At 49.6% G+C, this 24,153-nt stretch carries 19 protein-coding genes; 8 read left to right on the top strand and 11 right to left on the bottom strand.

Features of this window, described 5'->3' with window-relative positions:
- From hyaB to puuD, 6 genes are all read right to left on the bottom strand, one after another.
- Complete coding sequence (gene hyaB, locus C2U43_RS20580; protein WP_032942453.1) at window positions 1-1,794, bottom strand: Ni/Fe-hydrogenase large subunit; 1,794 nt, start codon at window positions 1,792-1,794, stop codon at window positions 1-3.
- A complete protein-coding gene (hyaA, locus tag C2U43_RS20575) occupies window positions 1,791-2,918 on the bottom strand; it encodes a hydrogenase 1 small subunit (protein WP_100247274.1) in 1,128 nt (375 codons plus the stop codon). The genes hyaB and hyaA overlap by 4 nt, the downstream gene beginning before the upstream one ends.
- A 208-nt stretch (window positions 2,919-3,126) precedes the next feature.
- Window positions 3,127-4,407, bottom strand: coding sequence for an NAD(P)/FAD-dependent oxidoreductase (locus tag C2U43_RS20570; RefSeq protein ID WP_048214853.1), 1,281 nt, complete (start codon window positions 4,405-4,407; stop codon window positions 3,127-3,129).
- A gap of 2 nt (window positions 4,408-4,409) precedes the next feature.
- Entirely contained in the window at window positions 4,410-5,897 is a 1,488-nt protein-coding gene (gene puuC, locus C2U43_RS20565) for an aldehyde dehydrogenase PuuC (protein ID WP_103285713.1), read from the bottom strand.
- A gap of 138 nt (window positions 5,898-6,035) precedes the next feature.
- Entirely contained in the window at window positions 6,036-6,593 is a 558-nt protein-coding gene (gene puuR, locus C2U43_RS20560; protein ID WP_003830877.1) for an HTH-type transcriptional regulator PuuR, read from the bottom strand.
- 25 nt (window positions 6,594-6,618) lie between these two features.
- Window positions 6,619-7,383, bottom strand: a complete 765-nt coding sequence (puuD, locus tag C2U43_RS20555) for a gamma-glutamyl-gamma-aminobutyrate hydrolase (protein WP_048236024.1) — start codon at window positions 7,381-7,383, stop codon at window positions 6,619-6,621.
- 212 nt (window positions 7,384-7,595) lie between these two features.
- Between puuD and C2U43_RS20550 the strand changes: the two genes are divergently transcribed.
- Window positions 7,596-9,014, top strand: coding sequence for a glutamine synthetase family protein (locus tag C2U43_RS20550; RefSeq protein WP_003830879.1), 1,419 nt, complete (start codon window positions 7,596-7,598; stop codon window positions 9,012-9,014).
- 343 nt (window positions 9,015-9,357) lie between these two features.
- Window positions 9,358-10,746: an APC family permease gene (locus C2U43_RS20545; protein ID WP_103285712.1), complete on the top strand. Its 1,389-nt coding sequence runs from the start codon at window positions 9,358-9,360 to the stop codon at window positions 10,744-10,746.
- A gap of 186 nt (window positions 10,747-10,932) precedes the next feature.
- Here C2U43_RS20545 and C2U43_RS20540 read toward each other — a convergent pair whose 3' ends face one another.
- A complete protein-coding gene (locus C2U43_RS20540) occupies window positions 10,933-13,143 on the bottom strand; it encodes an EAL domain-containing protein (protein WP_233899550.1) in 2,211 nt (736 codons plus the stop codon).
- 52 nt (window positions 13,144-13,195) lie between these two features.
- Here C2U43_RS20540 and C2U43_RS20535 point away from each other — a divergent pair, with 52 nt between their 5' ends.
- The gene (locus tag C2U43_RS20535) at window positions 13,196-14,200 is read left to right on the top strand and encodes an IS110-like element IS4321 family transposase (protein ID WP_000427623.1); all 1,005 of its coding nucleotides are present in this window, start codon (window positions 13,196-13,198) and stop codon (window positions 14,198-14,200) included.
- Window positions 14,201-14,986: 786 nt separating this feature from the next.
- Here C2U43_RS20535 and C2U43_RS20530 read toward each other — a convergent pair.
- The gene (locus C2U43_RS20530) at window positions 14,987-16,099 is read right to left on the bottom strand and encodes an agmatine deiminase family protein (RefSeq protein WP_103285711.1); all 1,113 of its coding nucleotides are present in this window, start codon (window positions 16,097-16,099) and stop codon (window positions 14,987-14,989) included.
- A gap of 403 nt (window positions 16,100-16,502) precedes the next feature.
- On the opposite strand from C2U43_RS20530, the gene C2U43_RS20525 reads away from it, so the two are divergent.
- Window positions 16,503-17,066: a DJ-1/PfpI family protein gene (locus C2U43_RS20525; protein ID WP_103285710.1), complete on the top strand. Its 564-nt coding sequence runs from the start codon at window positions 16,503-16,505 to the stop codon at window positions 17,064-17,066.
- 56 nt (window positions 17,067-17,122) lie between these two features.
- Here C2U43_RS20525 and C2U43_RS20520 read toward each other — a convergent pair whose 3' ends face one another.
- Together C2U43_RS20520 and C2U43_RS20515 are read right to left on the bottom strand one after the other, a co-directional pair.
- The gene (locus C2U43_RS20520) at window positions 17,123-17,869 is read right to left on the bottom strand and encodes an SAM-dependent methyltransferase (protein WP_103285709.1); all 747 of its coding nucleotides are present in this window, start codon (window positions 17,867-17,869) and stop codon (window positions 17,123-17,125) included.
- Between the two features lie 10 nt (window positions 17,870-17,879).
- On the bottom strand, window positions 17,880-18,137 hold the full coding sequence (locus tag C2U43_RS20515) for a YjhX family toxin (RefSeq protein ID WP_008783846.1): 258 nt from the start codon (window positions 18,135-18,137) through the stop codon (window positions 17,880-17,882).
- 1,320 nt (window positions 18,138-19,457) lie between these two features.
- On the opposite strand from C2U43_RS20515, the gene pepT reads away from it, so the two are divergent.
- The 4 genes from pepT to C2U43_RS20490 all read left to right on the top strand — a co-directional run bounded on the left by pepT (window position 19,458) and on the right by C2U43_RS20490 (window position 23,359).
- Window positions 19,458-20,714 (top strand): peptidase T, encoded by a 1,257-nt coding sequence (pepT, locus tag C2U43_RS20505; protein WP_103285708.1) that lies wholly within the window; start codon window positions 19,458-19,460, stop codon window positions 20,712-20,714.
- Window positions 20,711-22,072: a C4-dicarboxylate transporter DcuC gene (gene dcuC / locus C2U43_RS20500; RefSeq protein WP_003830889.1), complete on the top strand. Its 1,362-nt coding sequence runs from the start codon at window positions 20,711-20,713 to the stop codon at window positions 22,070-22,072. The genes pepT and dcuC overlap by 4 nt, the downstream gene beginning before the upstream one ends.
- Before the next feature lie 322 nt (window positions 22,073-22,394).
- Window positions 22,395-23,024: a DUF2913 family protein gene (locus C2U43_RS20495; protein ID WP_048226383.1), complete on the top strand. Its 630-nt coding sequence runs from the start codon at window positions 22,395-22,397 to the stop codon at window positions 23,022-23,024.
- A 98-nt stretch (window positions 23,025-23,122) separates the two neighbouring features.
- Entirely contained in the window at window positions 23,123-23,359 is a 237-nt protein-coding gene (locus C2U43_RS20490) for a hypothetical protein (RefSeq protein ID WP_020996594.1), read from the top strand.
- Between the two features lie 101 nt (window positions 23,360-23,460).
- On the opposite strand, the gene C2U43_RS20485 is transcribed toward C2U43_RS20490, so the two are convergent.
- On the bottom strand, window positions 23,461-24,090 hold the full coding sequence (locus tag C2U43_RS20485; protein ID WP_079935108.1) for a LysE family translocator: 630 nt from the start codon (window positions 24,088-24,090) through the stop codon (window positions 23,461-23,463).
- Between the last annotated feature and the right edge of the window lie 63 nt (window positions 24,091-24,153).

Below are 24,153 nucleotides of genomic sequence, written 5' to 3'. Positions count from 1 at the left end.
TTAGCGAACCTGGACGGCGATAAGTTCACTGCCGTCGTCGCCGAGTACGTGGGTTGAACATGCCAGGCAGGGGTCGAAGCTGTGCAAGGTGCGCAGGATCTCCAACGGTTGATCCGGTATCGCCATTTGGGTGCCCATCAGCGCCGCCTCGTAAGCGCCAATTTGTCCCTTTGGATCGCGCGGGCTGGCATTCCAGGTGGTCGGCACCACGCATTGATACAGGTCGATCTTCTGGTCGCGAATCGATGCCCAGTGGCCTAATGCTCCGCGCGGCGCTTCGGTAAAACCGATCCCGCGACAGTGCTGCGGCCAACTTTCAGGCTCCCACTTTTCGGTATTTGCGGTAGCCAGATTGCCGTTTTTCAGGTTGGTCATCAGCTTGTCGAAGAAATATTGCAGCTTGCTCACGGCCCACTGCGCTTCGTGCGCGCGACACAGAATACGTCCCAGCGTTGATTGCATACCCGACAGCGGCAGCTTGAGGGCGGACATCATGCGATCCACGGATTCAATCGTGGCGGCATCCCCTTTGTGATAGGCAATCAGCGTACGCGCCAACGGCCCAACTTCCATAGCGTGTCCCCGCCAGCGCGGGGCTTTAATCCACGAATAGCGTTCCTGTTCGTTGAGCTGCTTGATATCGGTATCGCTGCCTTTGACATCGCCCGGGTTGTACCAGGGTTCAGTAATCCCTTCGAACGGGTGGCGACCTAATTGATCGTCCGGATAACGATACCAGGCATGATCGACAAACTCCTGAATTTGCTGCTGATCGTCCAGGTCCACCGGCATGACGTTGTTAAAATCACCGTTAATCACCGCGCCGCCAGGCATCAACAGGCTCTTCGCGCTGAAGTCATTGGCGATATCCGGGAACGCGCCGTAGCTTAAGACGCACTTATCAGAAAGCCCGGTGCCAATCTGGCTCCAGGGTTTATTGAACTGGCCGATAGCCAGCGCGTCAGGCACCATGACGTTGTTGATGAAATCAGCGGTGCGGGTGATGATCGACTGCACCAGGTTCAGGCGTTCCATATCGACTGCGCCTACCGCGCCGCTCTGATCGATATTGATAGCGCACGGCATCCCGCCGACAATCCAGTTCGGATGCGGATTCTTACCGCCAAACACCGTATGGATTTTGATGATCTCGCGCTGAAAATCGAGCGCTTCCAGATAGTGGGCAAAGCCCATCAGGTTGGCCTCTGGCGACAGTTTGTACTGCGGATGTCCCCAATAACCGTTGCGAAAAATCCCCAACTGACCGCCTTCGACAAATTTCTTCAGGCGATTTTGAACGTCAAAGAAGTAGCCAGGAGAAGACATCGGCCAGGCTGAAAGGCTTTGTGCCAGCTGCGATGTGGCGCGCGGGTCTGCTTTCAGGGCATTCAGCACGTCAATCCAGTCCATTCCGGCTAACTGGTAAAAGTGCACCAGATGGTCGTGGCACCACAGCGTCGCCAGCATAATATTGCGAATGATGTTGGCGTTGTCGGGCACCTTTATGCCAATAGCGTCCTCAATGGCATAGACCGAGGCGAGCGCATGTACGCCGGTGCACACTCCGCAAATTCGTTCGACAAATGCCCAGGCATCGCGCGGGTCGCGCCCCTGTAGAATGATCTCCAGCCCGCGGAACATGGTGCCGCAGGAAACCGCGTTGGTGATGATGTTCTGCTCATTAATGTTCACTTCACAACGCATATGGCCTTCAATGCGCGTGATGGGGTCGACAACCAGGCGGCGACCGGCATTATTGACCGTATATCCCTGGGTTTGATACGAATTGCTCATGCCTGTTTATCCTTATTGTCTGGAGACTGTTGTCCGGCGTCGGCTAGTTGCTGTTTGTGGCGGTGGTGTTGATTGACGGCGCTGGCGACTGCGTGAACACCGACACCGGCCGCCACGACGCCTAGCGCGGTGAGGCCCACGGTATCGGCGGTTGAATGCGTCCCCATTTGTGGAATATCAACCACGCGACTGTAAAACGAACCGCGATCCCAGAAGCCGTTTTCCGAACATCCCAGACAACCGTGGCCGGACTGGATGGGGAAGGAAACGCCACCATTCCAGCGAGTGGTGGAACAGGCGTTATAGGTGGTTGGCCCTTTGCAGCCCATTTTGTACAGGCAATAGCCTTTGCGGGCGGCGTCATCGTCCCAACTCTCAACGAACTCCCCGGCGTCAAAGTGGGCGCGGCGGTAGCATTTATCGTGAATACGCTGACCATAGAACATCAGCGGACGACCCAGACGATCGAGTTCAGGCAAACGATCAAATGTCACCATGTAGGTAATGATGGCGCTCATGACATCCGGAATCGGCGGGCAGCCGGGCACTTTCACGATCGGCTTATCGGTGATCACCTTATCGATCGGCGTAGCCTGGGTAGGGTTAGGCCGGGCAGCCTGCACGCAGCCCCAGGAGGCGCAGGTTCCCCAGGCGATAATTGCGCTGGCACCTGCTGCGGCTCGTTTTAACTTTTCAATAAAAGGGCGTCCGCTGCTGATGCAAAACATCCCTTGCTCGCCCAGCGGAGGGTTGCCTTCGACTGCCAGAATGTATCGGCCGTGGTAGCGGCTCAGAATGTCTTCAAATACCTCTTCGGCCTGCGTTCCGGCGGCGGCCATCAGCGTGTCGTCGTAATCGAGGGAAATCAGGGAGAGGATGACGTCTTTGGCAAGTGGGTGAGAGGAGCGGATAAATGATTCGGTGCAGCAGGTGCATTCCAGCCCGTGGATCCAGACTACCGGGATCCGGGGTTTGTTCTCCAGCGCCCAGGCAATTCTGGGCGTCATTCCGGCTCCCAACCCAAGCGATGTAGCCGCGAGGCTACAATATTTGAGAAAACTGCGTCTGCTTACGCCTTTGCGGCGCATCGCCTGATAAAAGGTCTCCTCGTTATTCGTATTCATAACACGCGTTTCTTCCCCCGTTGAGTTCTGGCGCATGCCGCCAGCGATATCTAAAAAAGCGTATCCGATCGGAAGGGAGAAACAATGCAAAGAGTGTGGTTATGTCCTATTGCGATATTTTCGTACCTGTTATCTGTTTTTCGCTTTCCAGGAATAAAAAAACGCACAGGGGGAATCGCCCTGTGCGTCGGGTTTATCGCGGAAGAACTTAAACCCCAAGGCGATCGCGTAAGCTGTAATATGCCGCCCCCATGGCGGTAAACGGAATGCGCAGGCTGCGGCCTCCCGGGAACGGGTAGTGCGGCAGTTTGGCGAACGCGTCAAAGCGCTCGGCATCCCCGCGCAGCAGTTCGGAAATCAGGCGCCCTGCCAGGTGAGTACAGGTCACGCCGTGGCCGCTGTAGCCCTGCATATAGTAAATGTTGGTATCAAGACGGCCGAACTGCGGCATACGAGACAGCGTTAACAGGAAATTACCGGTCCAGCGGTAATCAATTTTTACCCCCTGCAATTGCGGGAAGGTCTTCAGCAGTTTCGGCATCACCAGACGCTCAATATCGTCTGGGTCGCGAGCGCCGTAGACTACGCCACCGCCGTACAGCAGGCGGTTATCGCCGGTCAGACGGTAGTAATCGAGCAGGTAGTTACAATCTTCCACGCAGTAGTTTTTCGGGATCAGCGAGCGCGCCATCTCCGCCGACAGCGGTTCGGTGGTTAATACCTGCGTGCCACACGGCATGCTGCTTTTTGCCAGCGCAGGTTCGAGTTTGTCTCCGAGATAGGCGTTGCCCGCGACGATCACAAAGCGGGCCGTCACCTGGCCTTTTTCAGTGCTGACCACCGCCGGGCTGGTGTGCTGAATACGGGTGACTGGCGACTGCTCAAAGACGCGTCCGCCGTTCAGACGAATGGCGTTAGCTTCGCCAATCGCCAGGTTCAGCGGGTGAATATGACCACCGCTGTGGTCGAGCAGCGCGCCGACATAACGATCGCTGCTGACTTCGCGACGAATTTCACTGCTGTCTAACAGTTCAAGCTGCGTGTTGCCGTAGCGTTCCCAGTTCGACTTCTGCTCTTCCAGCGTTTCCATCTGTTTGTGGTTCAGCGCTACAAACAGCCCGCCTGGACGATAATCGCATTCGATCTGATAACGCTTGATGCGTTCGCGGATGATATTGCCGCCTTCAAACATCATTCCACCGAGCATTTTAGCGGCGTCCGGGCCATAGGTACGTTCGATGACGTCGATATCGCGACTGTAGGAGTTCACCAACTGACCGCCGTTACGTCCGCTGGCCCCGAAACCAATACGCGCGGATTCCAGTAGCACCACGTCATAACCCATTTCCGCTAAATGCAGGGCGGAGGAGAGTCCGGTATAACCACCGCCCACGACGCAAACATCACAGCTAACCGATTCGCTAAGGGTCGGAAACGGTTCGTACTGATTGGCGCTTGCGGCGTAATAACTGCTGGTATGTTCAGTCATGATTAAGACTCCAGGGAGATCCAGATGGTTTTCAGTTCGCTAAATTTTTCCAGCGCATGCAGGGATTTATCGCGTCCGTTACCGCTTTGCTTATAACCGCCGAACGGCACGGTCATATCACCGTCGTTGTAGTTATTCACGAAGACTGAGCCGGCTTTCAGGCGACGGCTCATACGGTGGGCGCGCGACAAATCGCGGGTCCAGACCGCGGCGCCGAGGCCGTAGTCACTGTCGTTAGCCAGCGCCAGAGCTTCGGCTTCGCTGCTAAAACGGGTGATGACCAGTACCGGGCCGAAGATTTCATCGCGGCTGACGTGGGCCTGCGGTGCGGTATCGACAAAAATAGTCGGGCCGATAGCGGCCGGATGTACGTGGCTGCGGCCATCCAGCGCCAGCGTGCCTTGCGCTTCACCGTCGCGAATAAAACCGTGCACGGTGTCGGCATGCGCATTGTCGATAAGCGTGCCCATCGTGGTTTCCGGATCCAACGGGTTGCCGGGCTGCCAGTTTTTCGCCTGTTCTTTCAGCAGGGCGATGAACTCGTCGGCAATGCTCTCTTCCAGCAGCAGACGCGTACCGGCGATACAAACCTGGCCCTGGTTATAGAAGATACCTGCCGCTGCATTAGCGGCGGCTTTCGGCAGATCCGGGCAGTCGGCAAACACGATATTGGCGCTTTTACCTCCGGCCTCCAGCCAGACGCGTTTCATGTTGCTGTCGCCAGCGTCTTTGAGCAGTTGCTTGCCGGTACGGGTCGAGCCGGTAAAGGTGATCACATCAACATCCGGATGTTGTGACAACGCCTGACCCGCTTCGTGACCATACCCGCTAACAACGCTGAGAACGCCATCGGGCAAACCTGCTTTTTTAGCCAGCGCAGCCAGGCGAATGGCGGTCAGCGGTGATTTTTCGGAAGGCTTGAGGATCACGCTGTTACCCGCAGCCAGTGCCGGGCCGAGTTTCCAGCAGGCCAGCAGCAGAGGAAAATTCCACGGTACAATGGCGGCAATCACGCCTACCGGTTCGCGCACAATCAGTGCCAGATCGTTCACCGAGGTGGTGGCAACTTCGCCATAGACTTTATCTATAGCTTCGGCATACCAGCGGATGGCGCGTGCCGCGCCGGGAATATCATCACGCAGGCTATGGCGAATCGGTTTACCGGTATCGAGCGTTTCCAGTAGCGCCAGCTCCTCGTGATGCTGCTCCATTAAATCGGCGAGTTTGTGCAGTACCGCTTTGCGCTCTGCGGGTGATGCTTGCGACCAGTCTCCGCGTTCAAAGACGGTACGGGCTGCGGTGACCGCGCGGTCCACATCCGCTTTTTTACCGCGGGCGACTTTAGCCAGAGGACGTTGTCCTGCCGGATCCAGCGTAATAAAAGTTTCGTTATCAGCGGCGGCACAATATTCGCCGTTAATAAATAAACGGGTCTCTGGTGAATAATGGCTGGCTTTCTCACGCCAATATTTAAGATTCTGAAAGTTCATAGCTACTCCTTTTATATCAATAAGATAAAGTTCGTTGCTGATCTTTTTCAGGCAAAATCAGGCTGCACGATGCCCCAGGGATGTACCCTGTTAATGCGCGTTATTTAAGAAGGCCTGAGAAACTCAGGCCGCTACTTATTAGAAAGTGGTGGGAGTGTGGGCACTGATGATGCGGCAGATCCCTGCCGAGGTGTTGCTGAAACTGTGTGGTATGCCGGTGTTAATGGCATAGCTTTGTCCTGCAACAAGAGGATACGTTTGACCGTTGATGGTCAGTATCACTTCACCTTCCAGTATTGTGCCAATCTCTTCACCCTGGTGTTTAATTCTCTCCCCGGTTGTCGTGCCTGGCTGATAGGTTTCAAACATCATTGCCAGCGTACGATTCGGATTTCCGTTGTGTACCAGCTTCATGGATACTCCCTGACTCCCGATCTCAATCAAATCATCCTGATTGATAACCACCTGCGGTTCGTCAGGCTTTTCCGGTTCCGCGAAGAACTCGGAGAGCGACAGCCCATATACTTTCAATAGCTTTTGCAGCGTACTGATGGCAGGACTGACTTTATCCTGCTCTATGGTGCTGATGGCGCTATGCGTTAACCCAGACAGTTCGGCGGCACGACGCTGCGAAAGACCCAATTGCTGGCGGATCTCTGACAAACGTTTACCCGGCGCCAGGCCGTCATCGCTCATAATTGCATTTCCTTAACTGTAGTGGTCAGAGTCGCTGTTTTTCAGCGAGGTGGTTCTGACAAGCGGTGATAAAACCTTCAAGTAACAAACGCGACAGGGCGTATTCGCTACTGTTCCATTCCGGGTGCCACTGCACGCCGAGCGCGAAAGGATGGTCATAGACGCTGGCAGCTTCCACTAATCCATCCTGCGAGCGTGCTTCCACGCGCAGCTGCGGGCCAAGGGTTTTTGCGCCCTGACCATGCAAGGAGTTGACCCAAAACGTGCTGCAACCTGGTATTAACTGAGATAGCAATCCTCCCTGTTGAACCTGGACTTCATGAGATGGTGCATATTGCTGCTCCACCGGGAGTTCCGCATCTTCACGATGTTCCAGGAACTGTGGATGATCGCACAGGCGACGATACAGAGTCCCGCCAGTGGCGACAACTAATTCCTGTAAGCCCCGGCAGATGGCGAAAATGGGAATGCGCCTTTCGAGCCCGGCGGTAATTAGCGCCATGCTCAGAAGATCACGCCCGGGATCGGCGTCAGACTCATCGCCATTTTCACCATAGAGGTGCGGCTGCACATTGCTTGGGCTTCCTGGCAGGAAGATACCGTCCAGTTTCGGTAACAGCGCGTTCAACAATTCGGGTTCCGCAAGCGCATGGGGAAGCGCTATCGGTAATCCTCCGGCATTTAATACCGCATTTAGGTACTTTTCTTGCAGAGTCTGGGTCTGGTGACCCTTAAGCCTGTTCCTACACATCACTACACCAATAACTGGCTTGTCAAATATATTGCCCATGATCGACCTCACGTTTTGGAATAAATTATTGCCAAACAGTTCCTTGTTGTGCCATTCCGTTCATTATTTTCTCAATCTAGCAGCGGAATAACCTTCTAGCAAACTTAATTTAACATTTGACAAACAATTTGTTTGCATCCAGAGTCGAAGGGTGGACATTATATTTAACAGTCAAATCACAGAACAGCTTACCAGGCCAACGGCGGTGAATCATGGAAACCAATATCGTAGAAGTTGAGAATTTTGTTCAGCATTCTGAAGAGAGACGAAGTAGCGCGTTTGCGCGCGAAGTTAAGCAGTATCTGGAACGCTATCCTAATACGCAGTATGTGGATGTGTTGTTAACCGACCTTAATGGCTGTTTTCGCGGTAAGCGCCTTCCCGTTGCGGGATTGCATAAGTTAGAGAAAGGCTGCTATTTCCCGGCATCCGTTTTCGCGATGGATATTCTGGGCAATGTGGTCGAAGAGGCGGGATTAGGCCAGGAGCTTGGCGAACCGGATCGGACCTGTGTACCCGTGGCAGGTACGTTAACCCCTTCGGCTGCCGATCCGGAATTTATTGCGCAGATGATGCTGACGATGCTGGATGAAGATGGCGCTCCCTTTGACGTTGAGCCGCGGAACGTACTAAACCGACTCTGGCAGAAACTTCGCCAGCGCGGTCTGTTCCCCGTCGTAGCGGTAGAGCTGGAGTTCTATTTACTCGATCGTAAGCGCGACCCCGAAGGTTATCTGCAGCCGCCATGCGCGCCGGGAACGGACGATCGTAATACCCAAAGTCAGGTTTATTCGGTTGATAACCTGAACCACTTTGCAGATGTGCTGAACGATATCGATGAACTGGCCCGTTTACAGCTGATCCCGGCTGACGGCGCGGTGGCTGAAGCCTCTCCTGGGCAGTTTGAAATCAACCTCTACCATACCGACAACGTGCTCGACGCCTGCGATGACGCGCTGGCGCTGAAACGTCTGGTACGGCTGGTGGCAGAGAAACATAAGATGCATGCCACGTTTATGGCAAAACCTTATGAGGAGCATGCCGGTAGCGGGATGCATATCCACATCAGCGTCATGAATAACAAAGGTGAGAACGTGCTGGCTGATGCGAATGGCGATGATTCCGCGTTATTAAAGCGTGCGCTCGCTGGGATGATTGATCTGATGCCCGCATCAATGGCGCTTCTGGCGCCGAATGTGAACTCCTATCGCCGCTTCCAGCCGGGGATGTATGTTCCGACCCAGGCGTCCTGGGGGCACAACAATCGTACGGTAGCGCTGCGGATTCCCTGCGGCGACCGTGATAACCATCGGGTTGAATATCGCGTAGCGGGGGCTGATGCCAACCCGTATCTGGTGATGTCGACCATCCTGGCGGGGATCCTTCACGGTCTGGATAACGAACTGCCGTTACAAGAAGAAGTGGAGGGTAACGGTCTGGAGCAGGAAGGGCTGCCGTTCCCGATTCGCCAGAGCGATGCGCTGTGGGAGTTTATGCAAAATGACAGTCTGCGTGAACTATTGGGTGAGCGGTTTAGCCATGTGTATCACGCCTGCAAAAACGATGAGCTTATCCAGTTTGAACGTCTGATTACCGACACTGAAATTGAGTGGATGCTGAAAAACGCCTGACCGTTGTACAGGTCATTGAAAAAGAAGTCGCATCATGCGGGCTGAGCGGAGCCAGCCCGTAAAAATTGCAGGAATACCTGCCATTTCCCGGATGTCGCGTAATGGAGCGCGGGCGACAACGGGTCTTCAGATAACCGACAGAGTTTGTGACGAGGAAATGTGATGATGCCAATGTTTAAAAACCCGCCCCGCGTGAGTATTCATGGCTCCCGCAGTAAATACGGACCGCATCTGTGCAGTACCCCATTGACGCCTTTTTTATGCCATTCCTCCCCGACACGACCCAGGTCTGCTGTACCCACGTTTCGAACGCAGATCTGGACTCGTAGCGGGGAGGAAAACTATGTCGACTAACTCTTCTGTTGATCATTCTGCCCAGCCGAGCAAAGCACAGCTGCGTAAATCCCTGAAGCTGTGGCAGGTGGTGGTGATGGGGCTTGCCTATCTCACCCCGATGACGGTGTTTGACACCTTTGGCATTGTTTCGGGTATCAGCAATGGCCATGTTCCGGCCTCCTACCTGCTGGCCCTGGCGGGAGTACTGTTTACCGCCATCAGTTATGGAAAGCTGGTGCGCCAGTTTCCACAGGCCGGTTCGGCCTATACCTATGCGCAAAAAGCCATCAACCCGCATGTCGGGTTTATGGTCGGCTGGTCGTCACTGCTTGACTACCTTTTCCTGCCGATGATTAACGTACTATTGGCGAAAATTTACCTTTCCGCGCTGTTCCCGGGGGTTGCGCCATGGATTTGGGTGGTGATGTTCGTCGCGATCCTCACCGCGGCCAATCTGAAAAGCGTTAATCTGGTAGCCAACTTCAATGCGCTGTTTGTACTGGTGCAGGTGGCGATAATCGTGGTGTTCATTTTCCTCGTGGTGCAGGGGCTGCACAAAGGGGAAGGGGTTGGGACCGTCTGGTCGCTGCAACCGTTTATCAGCCAGAATGCGCATTTGATCCCGATTATCACCGGGGCGACCATTGTCTGCTTCTCGTTTCTCGGCTTTGACGCGGTGACGACCCTATCTGAAGAGACACCGGATGCTGCGCGCACCATTCCAAAAGCTATTTTTCTTACCGCGCTGTACGGTGGGCTGATCTTCATTGCTGCCTCGTTCTTTATGCAACTGTTCTTCCCGGACATTAGCCGATTCAAAGACCCGGATGCGGCGCTACCGGAGATTGCGCTGTACGTCGGCGGCAAGCTGTTCCAGTCTATTTTCCTGTGTACCACCTTTGTGAATACGCTGGCTTCAGGTCTGGCGTCGCATGCCAGCGTTTCGCGTCTGCTGTACGTGATGGGCCGCGATAACGTCTTCCCGGAGAAGTACTTTGGTTATGTCCATCCCAAATGGCGTACTCCCGCGTTGAACGTCATCATGGTCGGGATTGTGGCGCTGTCGGCCCTGTTTTTTGACCTGGTGACTGCCACGGCGTTGATTAACTTTGGTGCGCTGGTGGCCTTTACGTTCGTTAATCTCTCCGTGTTTAACCACTTCTGGCGTCGTGAAGGACGCAAGCATACCTGGCAGGAGAAGCTGCACTATCTGGTATTGCCAATGGTCGGTGCCGCCACGGTTGCCGTACTGTGGGTGAATCTTGAGGTGACATCGCTGACGCTGGGTCTGGTATGGGCCGGCGTCGGGCTGGTGTATCTTGCCTGGCTGACCGGACGTTTTCGCAAACCGCCGCCGCAGTTTGACGCCGCGAAATCTGAGCGCGCCTGGGAGTGATGGAAGCTGAATAGGCCGTAGCATTCGGCTGAGTTGAGTTAAAAATGAAACACGGTATGTCGCGTCAAACGGTCGCGGCATACCTGCTTTAATTAAAGTCCCGCTTGTTTTAGGGAATAAAAAAACCGGCACGGGAGCCGGTAAGTGAATCAATGTAGGAATATAATTATTATTATAATTACTGAATTATAATTCAGCCAACTCAATAGGAACGGGTTTCCCTATATGGTATCCCTGTAACCAACCAATACCCATCGTAATTAGCATCTTTTCAATTTCCTCATTTTCAACAAACTCAGCGACTACTTCCATGTTTTTGAGTTTTGCTACTTCGCAGAAGGATCTGACGGCGCATCGACTAAATTCATCGGTCAGTATGTTACGGATGAAGGAACCATCAATTTTCAGAATATCTGCGTCTAACGTTCGTAGTCGTGAATAGCTTGATGCTCCTGTGCCAAAATCATCAATAGCAATTTTAGAACCGGCTTTACGTAGTGCTCTCAGAACATCAGTGACATTAGCGTTGTCAATGATATCTGATTCAATAACTTCAAATATTATACGCTCAGGTGCTATTGAGTATTTTCTAAACAATGTAAAAACATTATCAAGAAAATCAATTTTATTAAGCGAGTCAGGCGTCAGATTAATGGAGAAGTGACTGTTTGGGTCAGATTTCTGCCGTGACTGTATAAAACGAAATGTTTGCTCTATAACAGTGATATCCAGCGCAGGAAGTAATCCTGCCTCGCGAGCAACCGGTAGGATGGTGTCTGGAAAGATTAACTTACCATCAACCATTTTTATCCGAATAAGTATCTCGTGATAACGTGTCAGTCCCGTGGTTGAAACGATCGGCTGAACAACCAGCATCGTTGATACGATGGGTTGAGCCATAAGCTCAAACGACTTTCTGTCAATTGCCTTTTGCAACATATGACGAATGACAGCCTGGCTGACAATTTTATCACCTGGTACTTGCGGGCTGAGTAACAACGGTTGCCCCTGCATTAACGAGATATAGCTTTGGGTATTAAGGTGCTTAATTGCTTGAGATAAATTTTTAATCAGGTTTTTCTCGGTGGTATATGCCACACCACAAGATAGCCCTAATTGGTAGTCCTTCCAGATAAAACGAAAAGAGTTTAGGTCCTTGTAGAGATCAGGAATGTCAGGGACAGCATTAAGGCGAAGAATTATTCCATGACCTGGTGCGTAATAAATGTCACCTGTACCCTTAATCAATTTACGTACATATGCGCTTAGCGCTTTTACAAATTCAAAACGGAATTCTATCCCGTGAGTTTGCTCCAGCGTATTCAACTCTGTACAACGGATGTAACACAAGCACTCTGTTGCGTGTTTACGGATGTCCATTTGCAGGGCCTGAAAGTTAGGCAGTCCGGTGTTAGGCTCTGATCTAAAAAGTTGTTTGAGGCGGCGGAGATATTTTCGGTTATGAACCACAAGTACACCGGTAACAACAATCGTAATAGAAAAGACAAACACTATCGTGGAGGAAATCACGAGACTATGTACATAATTATTATAGTTACTAGGTGGAATATAACTGTTTATATAATATCCCAACAGGATGAGCATTGTTACCCATACAGGGGATATCAAAGCATGACCAATACAGATCACTCCCCATAGCATTACTGGAAGTAACCACAGTAATGAATAGTCTGTAAATATAAGAATATCTTCTCTGATGACGATCAAAGCGGACATAATGCAGAGTAACAGCGCCAGCCATAATACTTGATACAGAATAGGAGGGCCGGATTTTATCAGCGCCTTTACTTGTTTAATGTATAGAATGCACCATGCAGGATTTTGAACGCTTCTAAGCAACAGATAACAAAAAGGGATGCCAGTCAGGCAAGAGTTCATCAGCCACTGTAAGTTAATTAATGTTTGTAGTGTAAAAAGGTTTGCGATCGGTGCAGAGGCTGTGTTCGATTGGAACCAGTGATCAATCGAGATGAATAGTAAGGCGTTGCAACACACGAGCCAGACAATACGCAGGGTTGTAAGCTGGCTACGACCAAAGCTAACCGCGCCTCGTTTGCCTGTCGAGAAAAAGTAGAGTGTCTGGCTAATGAGAGCAGCCAGTAGCTGAGCCGTTAGTGTGAATACCGAAGATAAAGAGTAAGAGTAAAGCGCATACAAGAAAAAGGCAGCCAAAATTGGCAGCGCCTTTTGCCGGTATAAAACCAGCAGTGCAGAAATGAGAGGTAAAGTGAGATCGTAAAAATGCAGTGTTATACCCGCAACATCCTCTTGCTTACTGAGATGGCCAGCGACCAGTTGTAATGCAAAAAACGCGATGCCGACACAAAAATAGTCTCTAAATGTATTAATGAAATTTATATTTAATGAGATGGTCACTCCCTCCTTCCCGGTACTATGCTGAGGACAGGCTTTCATTCGGAGAACTATCATGGAAAACATTGCGCTCATTGGTATCGATCTGGGTAAAAACTCTTTCCATATTCATTGCCAGGATCGTCGCGGGAAGGCTGTTTACCGTAAAAAATTTACCCGGCCAAAGTTGATCGAATTTTTGGCGACATGCCCCGCTACAACCATCGCAATGGAAGCCTGTGGCGGTTCTCACTTTATGGCACGCAAGTTGGAAGAGTTGGGGCATTCCCCAAAGCTGATATCACCACAATTTGTCCGCCCGTTCGTTAAAAGCAATAAAAACGACTTTGTCGACGCCGAAGCTATTTGTGAAGCTGCATCGCGTCCGTCTATGCGTTTTGTGCAGCCCAGAACGGAATCTCAGCAGGCAATGCGGGCTCTGCATCGTGTCCGTGAATCCCTGGTTCAGGATAAGGTAAAAACAACCAATCAAATGCATGCTTTTCTGCTGGAATTTGGCATTAGCGTTCCCCGAGGAGCTGCCGTTATTAGCCGACTGAGTACCATTCTTGAGGATAATAGTTTGCCTCTTTACCTCAGCCAGTTATTGCTGAAATTACAACAGCATTATCACTATCTTGTTGAGCAGATTAAAGATTTGGAATCCCAGTTGAAACGAAAGTTGGACGAAGATGAGGTTGGACAGCGCTTGCTGAGCATTCCCTGCGTCGGAACACTGACAGCGAGTACTATTTCAACTGAGATTGGCGACGGGAAGCAGTACGCCAGCAGCCGTGACTTTGCGGCGGCAACAGGGCTTGTACCTCGGCAGTACAGCACGGGAGGTAGGACGACATTGCTGGGAATTAGTAAGCGAGGTAATAAAAAGATCCGAACTTTGTTGGTTCAATGTGCCAGGGTATTCATACAAAAACTGGAACACCAGTCTGGCAAATTGGCCGATTGGGTCAGGGATTTACTGTGCCGGAAAAGCAACTTTGTCGTCACTTGTGCTCTGGCAAACAAGCTGGCCAGAATAGCCTGGGCCCTAACGGCACGACAGCAAACTTATGTAGCATAACGGCAGAAATACACCGGTTTAAAGAATTACTGATCTGGTTTTGCGAATACTGATATTGATGATACTAACGGCCCACCGGCCTGTTGAGGAACCTGTAAAACGGAAAGGCTCATTGAAGCCGTATATTTTCTGGAGGTTCATCAGGCGCGGAACTCATCAAGGCGCGGGAATAAAATCCCATTCAGACGCCGGATAGATTCAAGCAAGCCAACTTGTCGTCAAAATCGGTGTTGCAAAAACGGGAGTGACCATAGATTCCGTTTTTCTTAGCAATATCATCATTCGCAATTCTCAGTGAGTTATCACCGTTCTCGATTTAAGTCATCTACTTAAAACAGGTTAGATTTAGGGCTTAAAATGTGTATTATTGGATGTTTTCGCTAATTGAAAACTATTTTAAAATCTGTTATGTGAGTTTTTTAAACGTAATCCTCGACAATTTCCCTATGTTTCGCAACACAGAGGAGAACAATATTGCTGGTTGTACAGATAATAAAAGTTGCGTCAGTAGCCATTATTTCAGACAGAATAGTCGATCGATAAAAACGATCAATATAAATTTTTTGATAGTTTTCATCGATAGGTTTGGCAGATCATAAATACCATGAAAGATCGATGAAAGCTATTGAATTGTTATTATTTAATATTATTTGTTTCGTGAATGTTAGTTGGGCTACTCTTTTTTTGAATATTAACTAATGGCTACACCTTGATATGAAAATCATTCTTTTATTGCCAGGAAAGTGAGTTTCCCCACCTTCCCACAACACACTCAATTGTTAATCATTAACGAGGCTGCTGCTGTGTCGCGCAGTGAATACCGCCGCCACCGGCAGCGATACCGTCGATATTCAACTGAATAATCTCACGATCGGCAAACAGCTCCTGCAAAATAGTATGGGTATTACGATCGGTGCGCTTATCGCCAAATTGCGGTGCAATGACGGCATCATTACACAGATAAAAATTGATATACCCCGCGGCGAAATCATCGCTCGCATAAGTCTGTCGGATGGTAGAAGGTCCTTCCAGCGTGACTACCTCCAACCGTCGGCCTTTGGCATCCGTGGCGGCCCGTAATATGTCCAGATGACGTCGGGTGATCGCGTAATCAAAGGATGACGGATCCTGCTCAAGACCCGCCACCACCGTACCCGGATGCGTGAATCGGGCGTAAAAATCTGTATGGCCGTCGGTAATATCCTTGCCGGCAATACCCGGCAACCAGATGATTTTCTCCAGACCTAGCAGTCGCTTAAGTTCTTCTTCGCATTCGGCTTTGCTGACGCCAGGATTACGGTTGGAGTTAAGCACGCAGCTCTCGGTAATAATCGCCGTGCCTTCACCATCTACCTCAATACCGCCACCTTCCAGTGTTAGCGCCGAGCGAATAAACTCGGCATGAATGTAATCAGTAACAAATTCAGCCACATCGGCATCTCGTTCGTGCTCTTGCTTATTGCCCCAGCCGTTGAAATTAAATCCCACTCCGCCGAGCGCGCCGCTGGCGCTTTTCACAAACACCGGCCCGGTGTCGCGGATCCACAGATCGTCTATTGGGTGAACCAGAAGATTGACTGACGGCCCGCACAGACGCGCGGCGAGCTCGCTGTCTTCTTCGCGTACTAACATATTCACGGGTTCAAATGCGGCGATGGTTTTGGCAACTAACGCCAGGTTTTCCTGCACCACCGGTAGCAGATGAGGCTCCCAGATCTCCGCACTGGCACCAAACGCCATCCAGGTTGCCGCATGCGGTGCGCCTTCATCAGGCATTTGCCAGCGGCGGTTCTCTGTCGCGCGGGCAAATTGGCTAAAGCTGAAGCCCGTCATACCAGCGAGTAGCATACTCGTTGAAGTCACCAGGCCTTGTCTGACGAATGAACGTCTTGTCATCATAGGATTAACCTTTGCGTAATTTTACCTGATATCAGGTGAATAAAATAATAATAGATAATAAATATTCTGCGTATTTTAAATATTGAATAATAAATAAAATGATCGCGGGTAAATTTTATGCGAAATATAGCACAAGAGATATGCGTTGCAATCTCTTAGTTTTATATAATGAGTGAAGCTGGCTTCTATTAAAATTTCTCAACTATATATTTATATATAATTTATATTTATCAGCATGAACATATGTCACGCCGTTGGCTCTGAGCCCTCGTCTGGCGGGCCTTGCCGTGGATTGTGATCTGGCCGATTGTTCTGTTGTATTTATTAATGCCATGAACCGTGTGGACTATAGTAAAGATGGCCGTTATTTCTCATCATTAATAACCGTGAGTGGGGGATGTGAATGAAGAAGATACTGATGCTGGTCGGAGATTATGTCGAAGATTATGAAACGATGGTGCCTTTTCAGGCTTTGCAAATGCTTGGGCATCGTGTGGAGGCCGTCTGTCCGGATAAAAGTCAGGGTGACTACGTTCAAACCGCCATTCACGATTTTGATGGGGCGCAGACATACAGTGAAAAGCCGGGGCATCGTTTTACGTTAAATGCGAATTTTGCCGAGGCGCGGGCCGTCGATTACGACGCACTGTTGATCCCCGGCGGGCGTGCTCCGGAATATCTTCGACTGAATCCAGATGCCATTAAGCTGGTGCAAGATTTCAACACTGCCGGTAAGCCTATCGCCGCAGTTTGTCATGGGCCCCAACTGTTAGCGGCGGCGGGGGTGTTAGAAAACCGGACCTGTAGCGCTTATCCGGCTTGTGCGCCCGAGGTTCGTCTGAGCGGTGGACATTATGCCGATATTGGCATTGATCAGGCCTACGTTGATGGCAATCTGGTGACGGCACCAGCATGGCCCGCGCATCCGCAATGGTTAGCTAAATTTGTTGAAGTATTAATGAAGTAAGCGATGATGCGATGAAAAAGTCGGTATAACCAGCCAGGCTATACCGACTGCATTTATTACCTCTGCATGAGTGCGAACACGCCCCACCCGATATATTCCCGGGTGAATGCAACGTGGCGGACTGGTGAACTTCTCAGTTGTTCTCTGACTTCGGCGGCAAACTCATCGTCCGGATTTGCCTCCAGCCACCGGCGCATCGTCAACCATTTTGCCGCCTCGTATCTGTCCCAACCTTCCTGGTCAGCCAGTACCATTTCCACCACGTCATAACCGAGCAGGTCGAAAGACGAAACGAGTTCTGGCAGAGAAAGATAATCGGCTACTGAAGCCGCGCCGCAAGCCATAGCGATCTCCTCCGTTGCGGGCATCTGACGCCAGTACGGTTCGCCGATGAGCAGGATCCCGCCTGGTTTGAGACTTTGTTCCAGCTGTTTGATCGTTCCGGCAACGCCGCCGGCAATCCAGGTTGCACCAACGCAGGCGGCAATATCGAATTTTTCTTCGGCGATATAACCTGTTGCATCGGCATGAATAAAACGCACGTGCTCAGTGACGCCCAATTCACTTGCCCGCAGGGTGGCTTGCTCACTGAATAACTGGCTCATATCGATACCAACGCCGGAAATTCCATGATCGCGTGCCCAGGTGCACAACATCTCGCCCGAGCCGCTGCCGAGATCCAGGATGCGGGTTCCTGGGGGCATCCGTAAAACCTGACCTAACGTCGCATATTTTTGCGCGGTGAACGGATTATGAATGCGATGTGCGCTTTCGCTGATCGTAAAAATCTTCGGGATATCCATCTCTCTCTCCTTAGCGATTATCCAGTTGGGCGCGAACGTTGTTCAGCCCGGTGGTATTGATGCGGTAGGGCTGACCATTAACGGATTTGATCAGCTTTTTCGTTCTGAGTTTTTTGAATACGTCGAGCGTGCAGTCGCAGAGCAGTAACCCTTCGCGGCTATAGCATTCGACGGAAATGACGCGACCAGATGCATCGCGGACGTGAGCAATACGGCCACCTTTGGCGAGAACGTGTAAGGTACGTTGTTCCTGACGGGATAAATTCATACTGGAAAACCTGTTTAATCATCATGTGCAAAACGTGCAAACACACAGCGGTGTCCGCATTCGATTTCGGCGCATTGATAACCAGTCCGGCCTGAAAAGGTCGGTAAGCTGATTATCTGATGATTACATTCTCCAGCATCAAAGCCTCGGGTTGAGTTGATAGGTATTTACCTGCTGAATCATACCAGCCTGGGCGAGTAGGGGAATCGTTCTGTCGGGAAAATGTGATCTATGACGAAAAATTGCGTTTAGCTTATTTTATAATTTTTTAACTCTCGTTAGCTGAGCGGTGTATGAATATATTAAATTTATTGAATATTCAGACATCATCAGTAGCGGCATTGTCCGTAATGATGTGTTGTGAGTCCCACTTGCGTCATACTATAGATTAGTGATATTTAATTTTTCCCTATCCTAATTTTGCTTTATTTGATAAACATGTCTTTATTATAAAAAGGATTTTTAATGGTGTTTTCTTTTAATTCTTTTTAGGAATTTTCTTAACGTCGTGAAGTGTGTATACTCAATCCAGCAAGAAGCTCTTCTGTTATCATCAAAACTATAAAAATGTCCTTAACACCCGTATTACCTCTGCCCTGAATCTCTTCTCAGGGGAGAGGTTTTTTTTGCCTGTGTATAATTTTGATAATCGTCATATATAGATAATTTAATATTATTGTTCTTGTTGTTTTGCATTAGTGATGACGACAGGTTTTGTTCTGTGAACCATACGGTAATGTTGAAATAGTATCGCTACGAATCTATTTCATGGTGAATAGTGTGATTTCATCTTTATTTATAGGGGTATTATATAGTTTTTCTTATAACTGTCTGTTTTTAAGCGTTATGTTAATTTTCGCTTTTGAAGTAATTGTGATTTTGTTCACGGATTTTAGTGCGTTAAGTGGCTATTTGTAGAGAGGTGCAAACGGTTGCATGTTGCTGTTACAGCATTTGTTCATTAAAAAAATATAGCGATGGTATGTCTTGTGTCGGTATCGGGGGCAAGAATCTAAATGATTTTTATTATCCCTTAGACATACGAATGCCGTTTATGACTTCTGTTAGCTTAACACCATGGAAAATGTAGTAAAAACAGACAGGGAATATGATTTTATCAATCAAAAGGAGTTTTTAATCACTGGTATAATTACTGGCCTTTTTTATCTTCCTTTATATAAATCGTTATCGTAACACCCATAAAATCAGCGTTCTGGGATGAGCGCTGATTTTATTTTGTTCTCAGATTATTCAACCCACGCTGTATGCAGATCTTCTCTTGCAGTACCACGTAAATGATACATTAAAGGATCTCCTGGAATGGATATTGTTGAACGCTTTATTAACTACACGAAAATCAATACCACGACCTCAAGGGAAAATGGTGCTAATGGGATAATGCCTTCTTCACCTGGTCAAATGGAACTGGCAAAACTACTTGCAGTAGAACTTGAAGCATTAGGAATGGAAAACATTGAGGTCAGGGATACCGCTATTGTGACAGCGACCTTACCTGGAAATACCGATGACACCATCCCTGTCGTTTCCTTTTTTGGCCATTTGGATACCAGCGCGGAACAGACCGCGGACACAAATGCGCAACGTCTTCACTACAGCGGTGGGGATTTGTGTCTGAATCAAGAGCTGAATATTTATCTGCGTGAAAGTGAATTTCCGGAACTGAAAAATTATGTCGGCGATGACCTGCTGGTGACGGATGGTACCAGTCTGCTAGGGGCTGATGATAAAGCCGCCATCGCCGCGATTATGAATGCTCTGGAGTACCTGATCGCGCACCCGGAGATTAAGCATGGGCCGGTGAAGGTCGGTTTTGTTCCTGATGAAGAGCAGGGATTACGGGGAGCAAAAGCGTTTGATGTTGCGGCGTTTGGCGCTGATTTTGGCTATACCCTGGACTGCTGCGGCATTGGAGAGTTTGTCTATGAGAACTGGAACGCGGGTGATGCGGAAATCATCTTTACCGGCCAGTCCGCGCACCCTATGTCGGCCAAAGGTAAGTTGAAGAACTCTCTGCTGATGGCGCATAAGTTTATTGCGATGCTGCCCGGTGGAGAGGCGCCTGAGTATACGGAAGGACGCGAAGGGTATTACTGGGTAAAACAGCTTCAGGGCAACAGCGCCCGTACGGTACTTAAGCTGGATATCCGGGATTTTACCGAAGAAGGGTATAAGGCGCGTATGGCATATATCCGCCAGCTTGCCGTCAGCACCTGCGCGCTGTGGGGAGAAAACAGCGTGGTCTGTCATTTAACCGATCGCTATGCCAATGTGTTCAATAGTTTGCAGGGCGATGCACACTACCCGATTGATATTGCGTTACGCGCGTATCAGAAGTGTGGCATTACCCCGCAACCTGTCGCCATGCGTGGTGGGTATGATGGCGCAGTGCTATCGCAGAAAGGACTGCCTTGCCCGAATATTTTTACCGGTGCTCATAACTTTCATTCAATTTATGAATATCTACCGGTGCGTTCACTGCGAGCCGCCAGCGATGTGGTGGTAGCGGTCATTGAGGAAACCTTTGCTGAGTTCGCGCAGAGGAGAGCTCAGTCATGATTCAGGTGTTAATTGCCCTACTGGTTATCGTGGTGGTCGCGCGTCTGATACTGAAAGGTTATCGCGCTGAACCCGTGCTGTTCATTGCGGGCCTGGTGTTGATGATTTGTACGGCGTTAACCGGATGGGGTTCTGTATTACCGAAGGGCGTTGCCAGTACGGGGATTTCATTTCTCGATCCTTTCGAGGTGATGCGCGATCTCTTTAGTACGCGTGCTGCCGATCTCGGCCTGATGATTATGGCGCTCATGGGATTTGCACATTACATGGATCATATCGGGGCAAATGAAGCGGTTGTGCGGGTCGTGACGAAACCTTTGCGCGCGCTGCGTTCGCCCTATGTGCTTCTATTTTTCTCCTATCTGCTCGCCAGCCTCCTGCAGTTGGCCATCCCATCCGCTACCGGGCTTGCCGTGTTGCTGATGGGGACGATGTTCCCCATTATGCTGGGGTTAGGGCTTTCTGCGGCCTCGGCTGCTGGGGTTATTGCCACCTCGCTTGGTGTGGCGTATACCCCGACGGCCATCGATGCTATCAGGGGATCTAAAGCGGTCAATATGGATGTGGTGGAATACGTTGTTTACCACCAGGGACCCGCAGCGCTGGCAACCGTGCTGGTCGTCGGCGTCTGCCATTTCTTCTGGCAGCGGCATTGCGACCGTAAAGCGGGGACGCTTCCACGGGAAATCGGTAGCGCTGAGGTGACTGATTCAGGAAAAGCCCCGGCTTTTTATGCGCTGCTCCCGATGCTTCCGATATTGATGGCGGTGGGATCATCGGAAATGTTCGTCAGTGGTATTAACCTGAATATTATCACCATTGTGCTCATTTCAATGGCTGTCTGCATGTTGATTGAGTGGCTGCGGGTGCGTGATTTAAAGTCAGTATGCGAAGGATTCAGCCATTTCCTTAAAGGCATGGGCACCGCCTTTACCGGGGTGGTTGGGCTACTGGTTGCGGCAGGTGTTTTTGCTCACGGGATTAAAGTTATTGGTGCCATTGATCAATTAATCCTGATGGCGGAGCACGTGGGATTACCTCCATTTGCTATGGCGGTGGTGTTTGCGCTGGTGACGCTGGCGGCAGCAATTATTATGGGATCGGGTAATGCGCCATTCCTTGCTTTCGTTGAGCTGATCCCGCAAATCGCGGCAAGTATGGGCGCTAACGCTGTTGCCATGATCCTGCCGATGCAACAGGCATCACATATGGGGCGGGCAATTTCACCGGTTTCCGGCGTGGTGATTGCCGTTTCCAGTGGGGCGAAAATAACGCCATTTGATGTGGTTAAACGTACCGCCGTACCGTTGATCGTGGGCTTTGTAACGCATACCCTGATCATCGGTATTTTCTATTAACTTCGTCTGTAATAAGCAAACTTCCGGGTTGCTGAATGCCCGGTAGTTTGCTTTTTCTGTTTACAGGTCTCATCACAAAAGGTGATATTGATTACTGGTGATTATTATTAACCTTTATCTTTATCGCATTATTCTTATTAGTCATTGTTGAGCCACCCCGGATTAATGATTAATAAGTATGATGTATTATATTTGCACGTTTATTACATAGAGATAAGTTAATCTGGATCATATTTTGGCGATTTTAGTTGTAGTAATTTTTTAATAGAGTAATACAAGGATGACGTGGAATAACAATGATGATTTGTTTGGGCAGGTTTAAGTGGTAAGGGATTCTGGAAGAGTTAGTACGCTACGACATCATTATCAGGATGATCTGGAAGCCTTTACCTGGAGTGCGTTAGTCGCAATTGGTATTGCAATAAAGGATCATAAAATCTACTCTAAAATGTCAGAGCATCTATTCATTATGCATTGGCTGGCTATTGCCAAAAAAAGAAAAATATTTTCGAAGAGCATTGTCAGTGAGCTTCAGTGGTTAATTGATGAGGGGAAGAAAAAAAGCCTCAATGCACAACTTAAATTTAAAATAGAATATTTGTACGCCACATCGAGTGGTGATGTGACAATGCAAAACGACTATTTTAAATTTACTCACACGATTGAAGTGTTGAGAAATAATGGATGGGAGAGCTTTCTGCTCACTCCGGAGAAGTGGCAAGGCCTTCATGAAAGTATTAAGGTCAGAAAAGGTGACTTTATTTTTATGGATGACACCCGGCTTCAGGAGTGCTTTGGCGTGCAGGGCGAGATAGTCAAACCTTTCTGTATTCGAGTGTACGGCGATATTGAGTTTGCAAAGTTAACGTTCATCAAACATAACCTGCCGGTTGAATTTGTGAAACATATTTCGAATGAGTTTTATTACTTCAATTTTCTTTCAGTTAAGTAATGCTTAACTGATATGGGGGACAAATTTCTGTTTGTTCAAAGAGTGTATTGATCTACCTGTGAAATTATCGGATATATACCACGCGCAAAGGACAGCGAATGTTTACTCGAAAGTTAGTGATTACAACTGAATGGATAAGGTTGTCGGATACGCCAGACAATGTGTCCATTTCTTTTCGGGGCGTTCTTGAGATCGGTGAAAGCACGGTTGTACCAGATGGCAACACTCCTTTACTTCGCTTAGAAAATGAAATGGCACCTGTCGCCGTTGATGCGTTGTCATGGGTAAGGGTGCCAGTTGAACGCCAGGAAAATGTTATCGTCTATATTTTCTGAATCCTGGTTTATAAATCCATTAATAATGTTAATGTCGATTTGTTCTTATTTTATTCCTCCCGGTGCAAGATGAGATGTCTGGCTGAACAATTCGTTGGGGATCACATCGCGGGTGAGAGCATTTGTAGCGCGTGTACATTATAAATAATGCCAAACACCGCCACCGCGAGCAGAAACAGGGAGGAGATAAAAACGCTGCGTCTGGCAAACCGCTCTGGCATCCAGCGTTTGAAAACCATGATGTAAAAAGACAGCACCGTAACATCAAAAATAACCCACACCAGCGTTAGCGTCAGAATGCTGGTGGTGAAATCTTGCGTAATGGCAATGAACTGGGGAAAAAACGCTACGAAAAACAAAATGTCCTTTGGGTTAGCGACCCCTGTCAGAAATCCATGGATAAGCCCGCTGTTATCGCGTTTTGGCGCACTCAGTCCGAGGTGTGAGTCCCTGGCCCGCAGGCCGTTAATCGCCATCACACCGATATACAACGATCCCACAAGACCCAGTACGCCAAGCCATATCGCAGAGATTGATACCACACCAGCTAGCATCAGTGCAGCCAGAGCAATCAATACTAAAGAAGCGCCGTTAGTGCCAATCAGCGTGAGAAAGGCCCGGCGATAGCCGTGCTGCGACGCGGTGGTGGTAATCAGCGCCACGACAGGACCCGGAGTTAACAGCAGGGTTACTACGCTGAGGCTATAGGCAGCCAGTAAAGTGAAATTCATACCTGATTATCCTGATGATATTTTCCATCAGTATTCCGCCTGCGTGGCGCATTGAAAAACGAA

Source organism: Citrobacter freundii complex sp. CFNIH9, assembly GCF_002903305.1.
In the GTDB taxonomy this organism is placed as follows: domain Bacteria; phylum Pseudomonadota; class Gammaproteobacteria; order Enterobacterales; family Enterobacteriaceae; genus Citrobacter; species Citrobacter portucalensis.
Note: the sequence above shows the minus strand (reverse complement) of the source record. Positions and strands in the feature narration are given on the sequence as shown.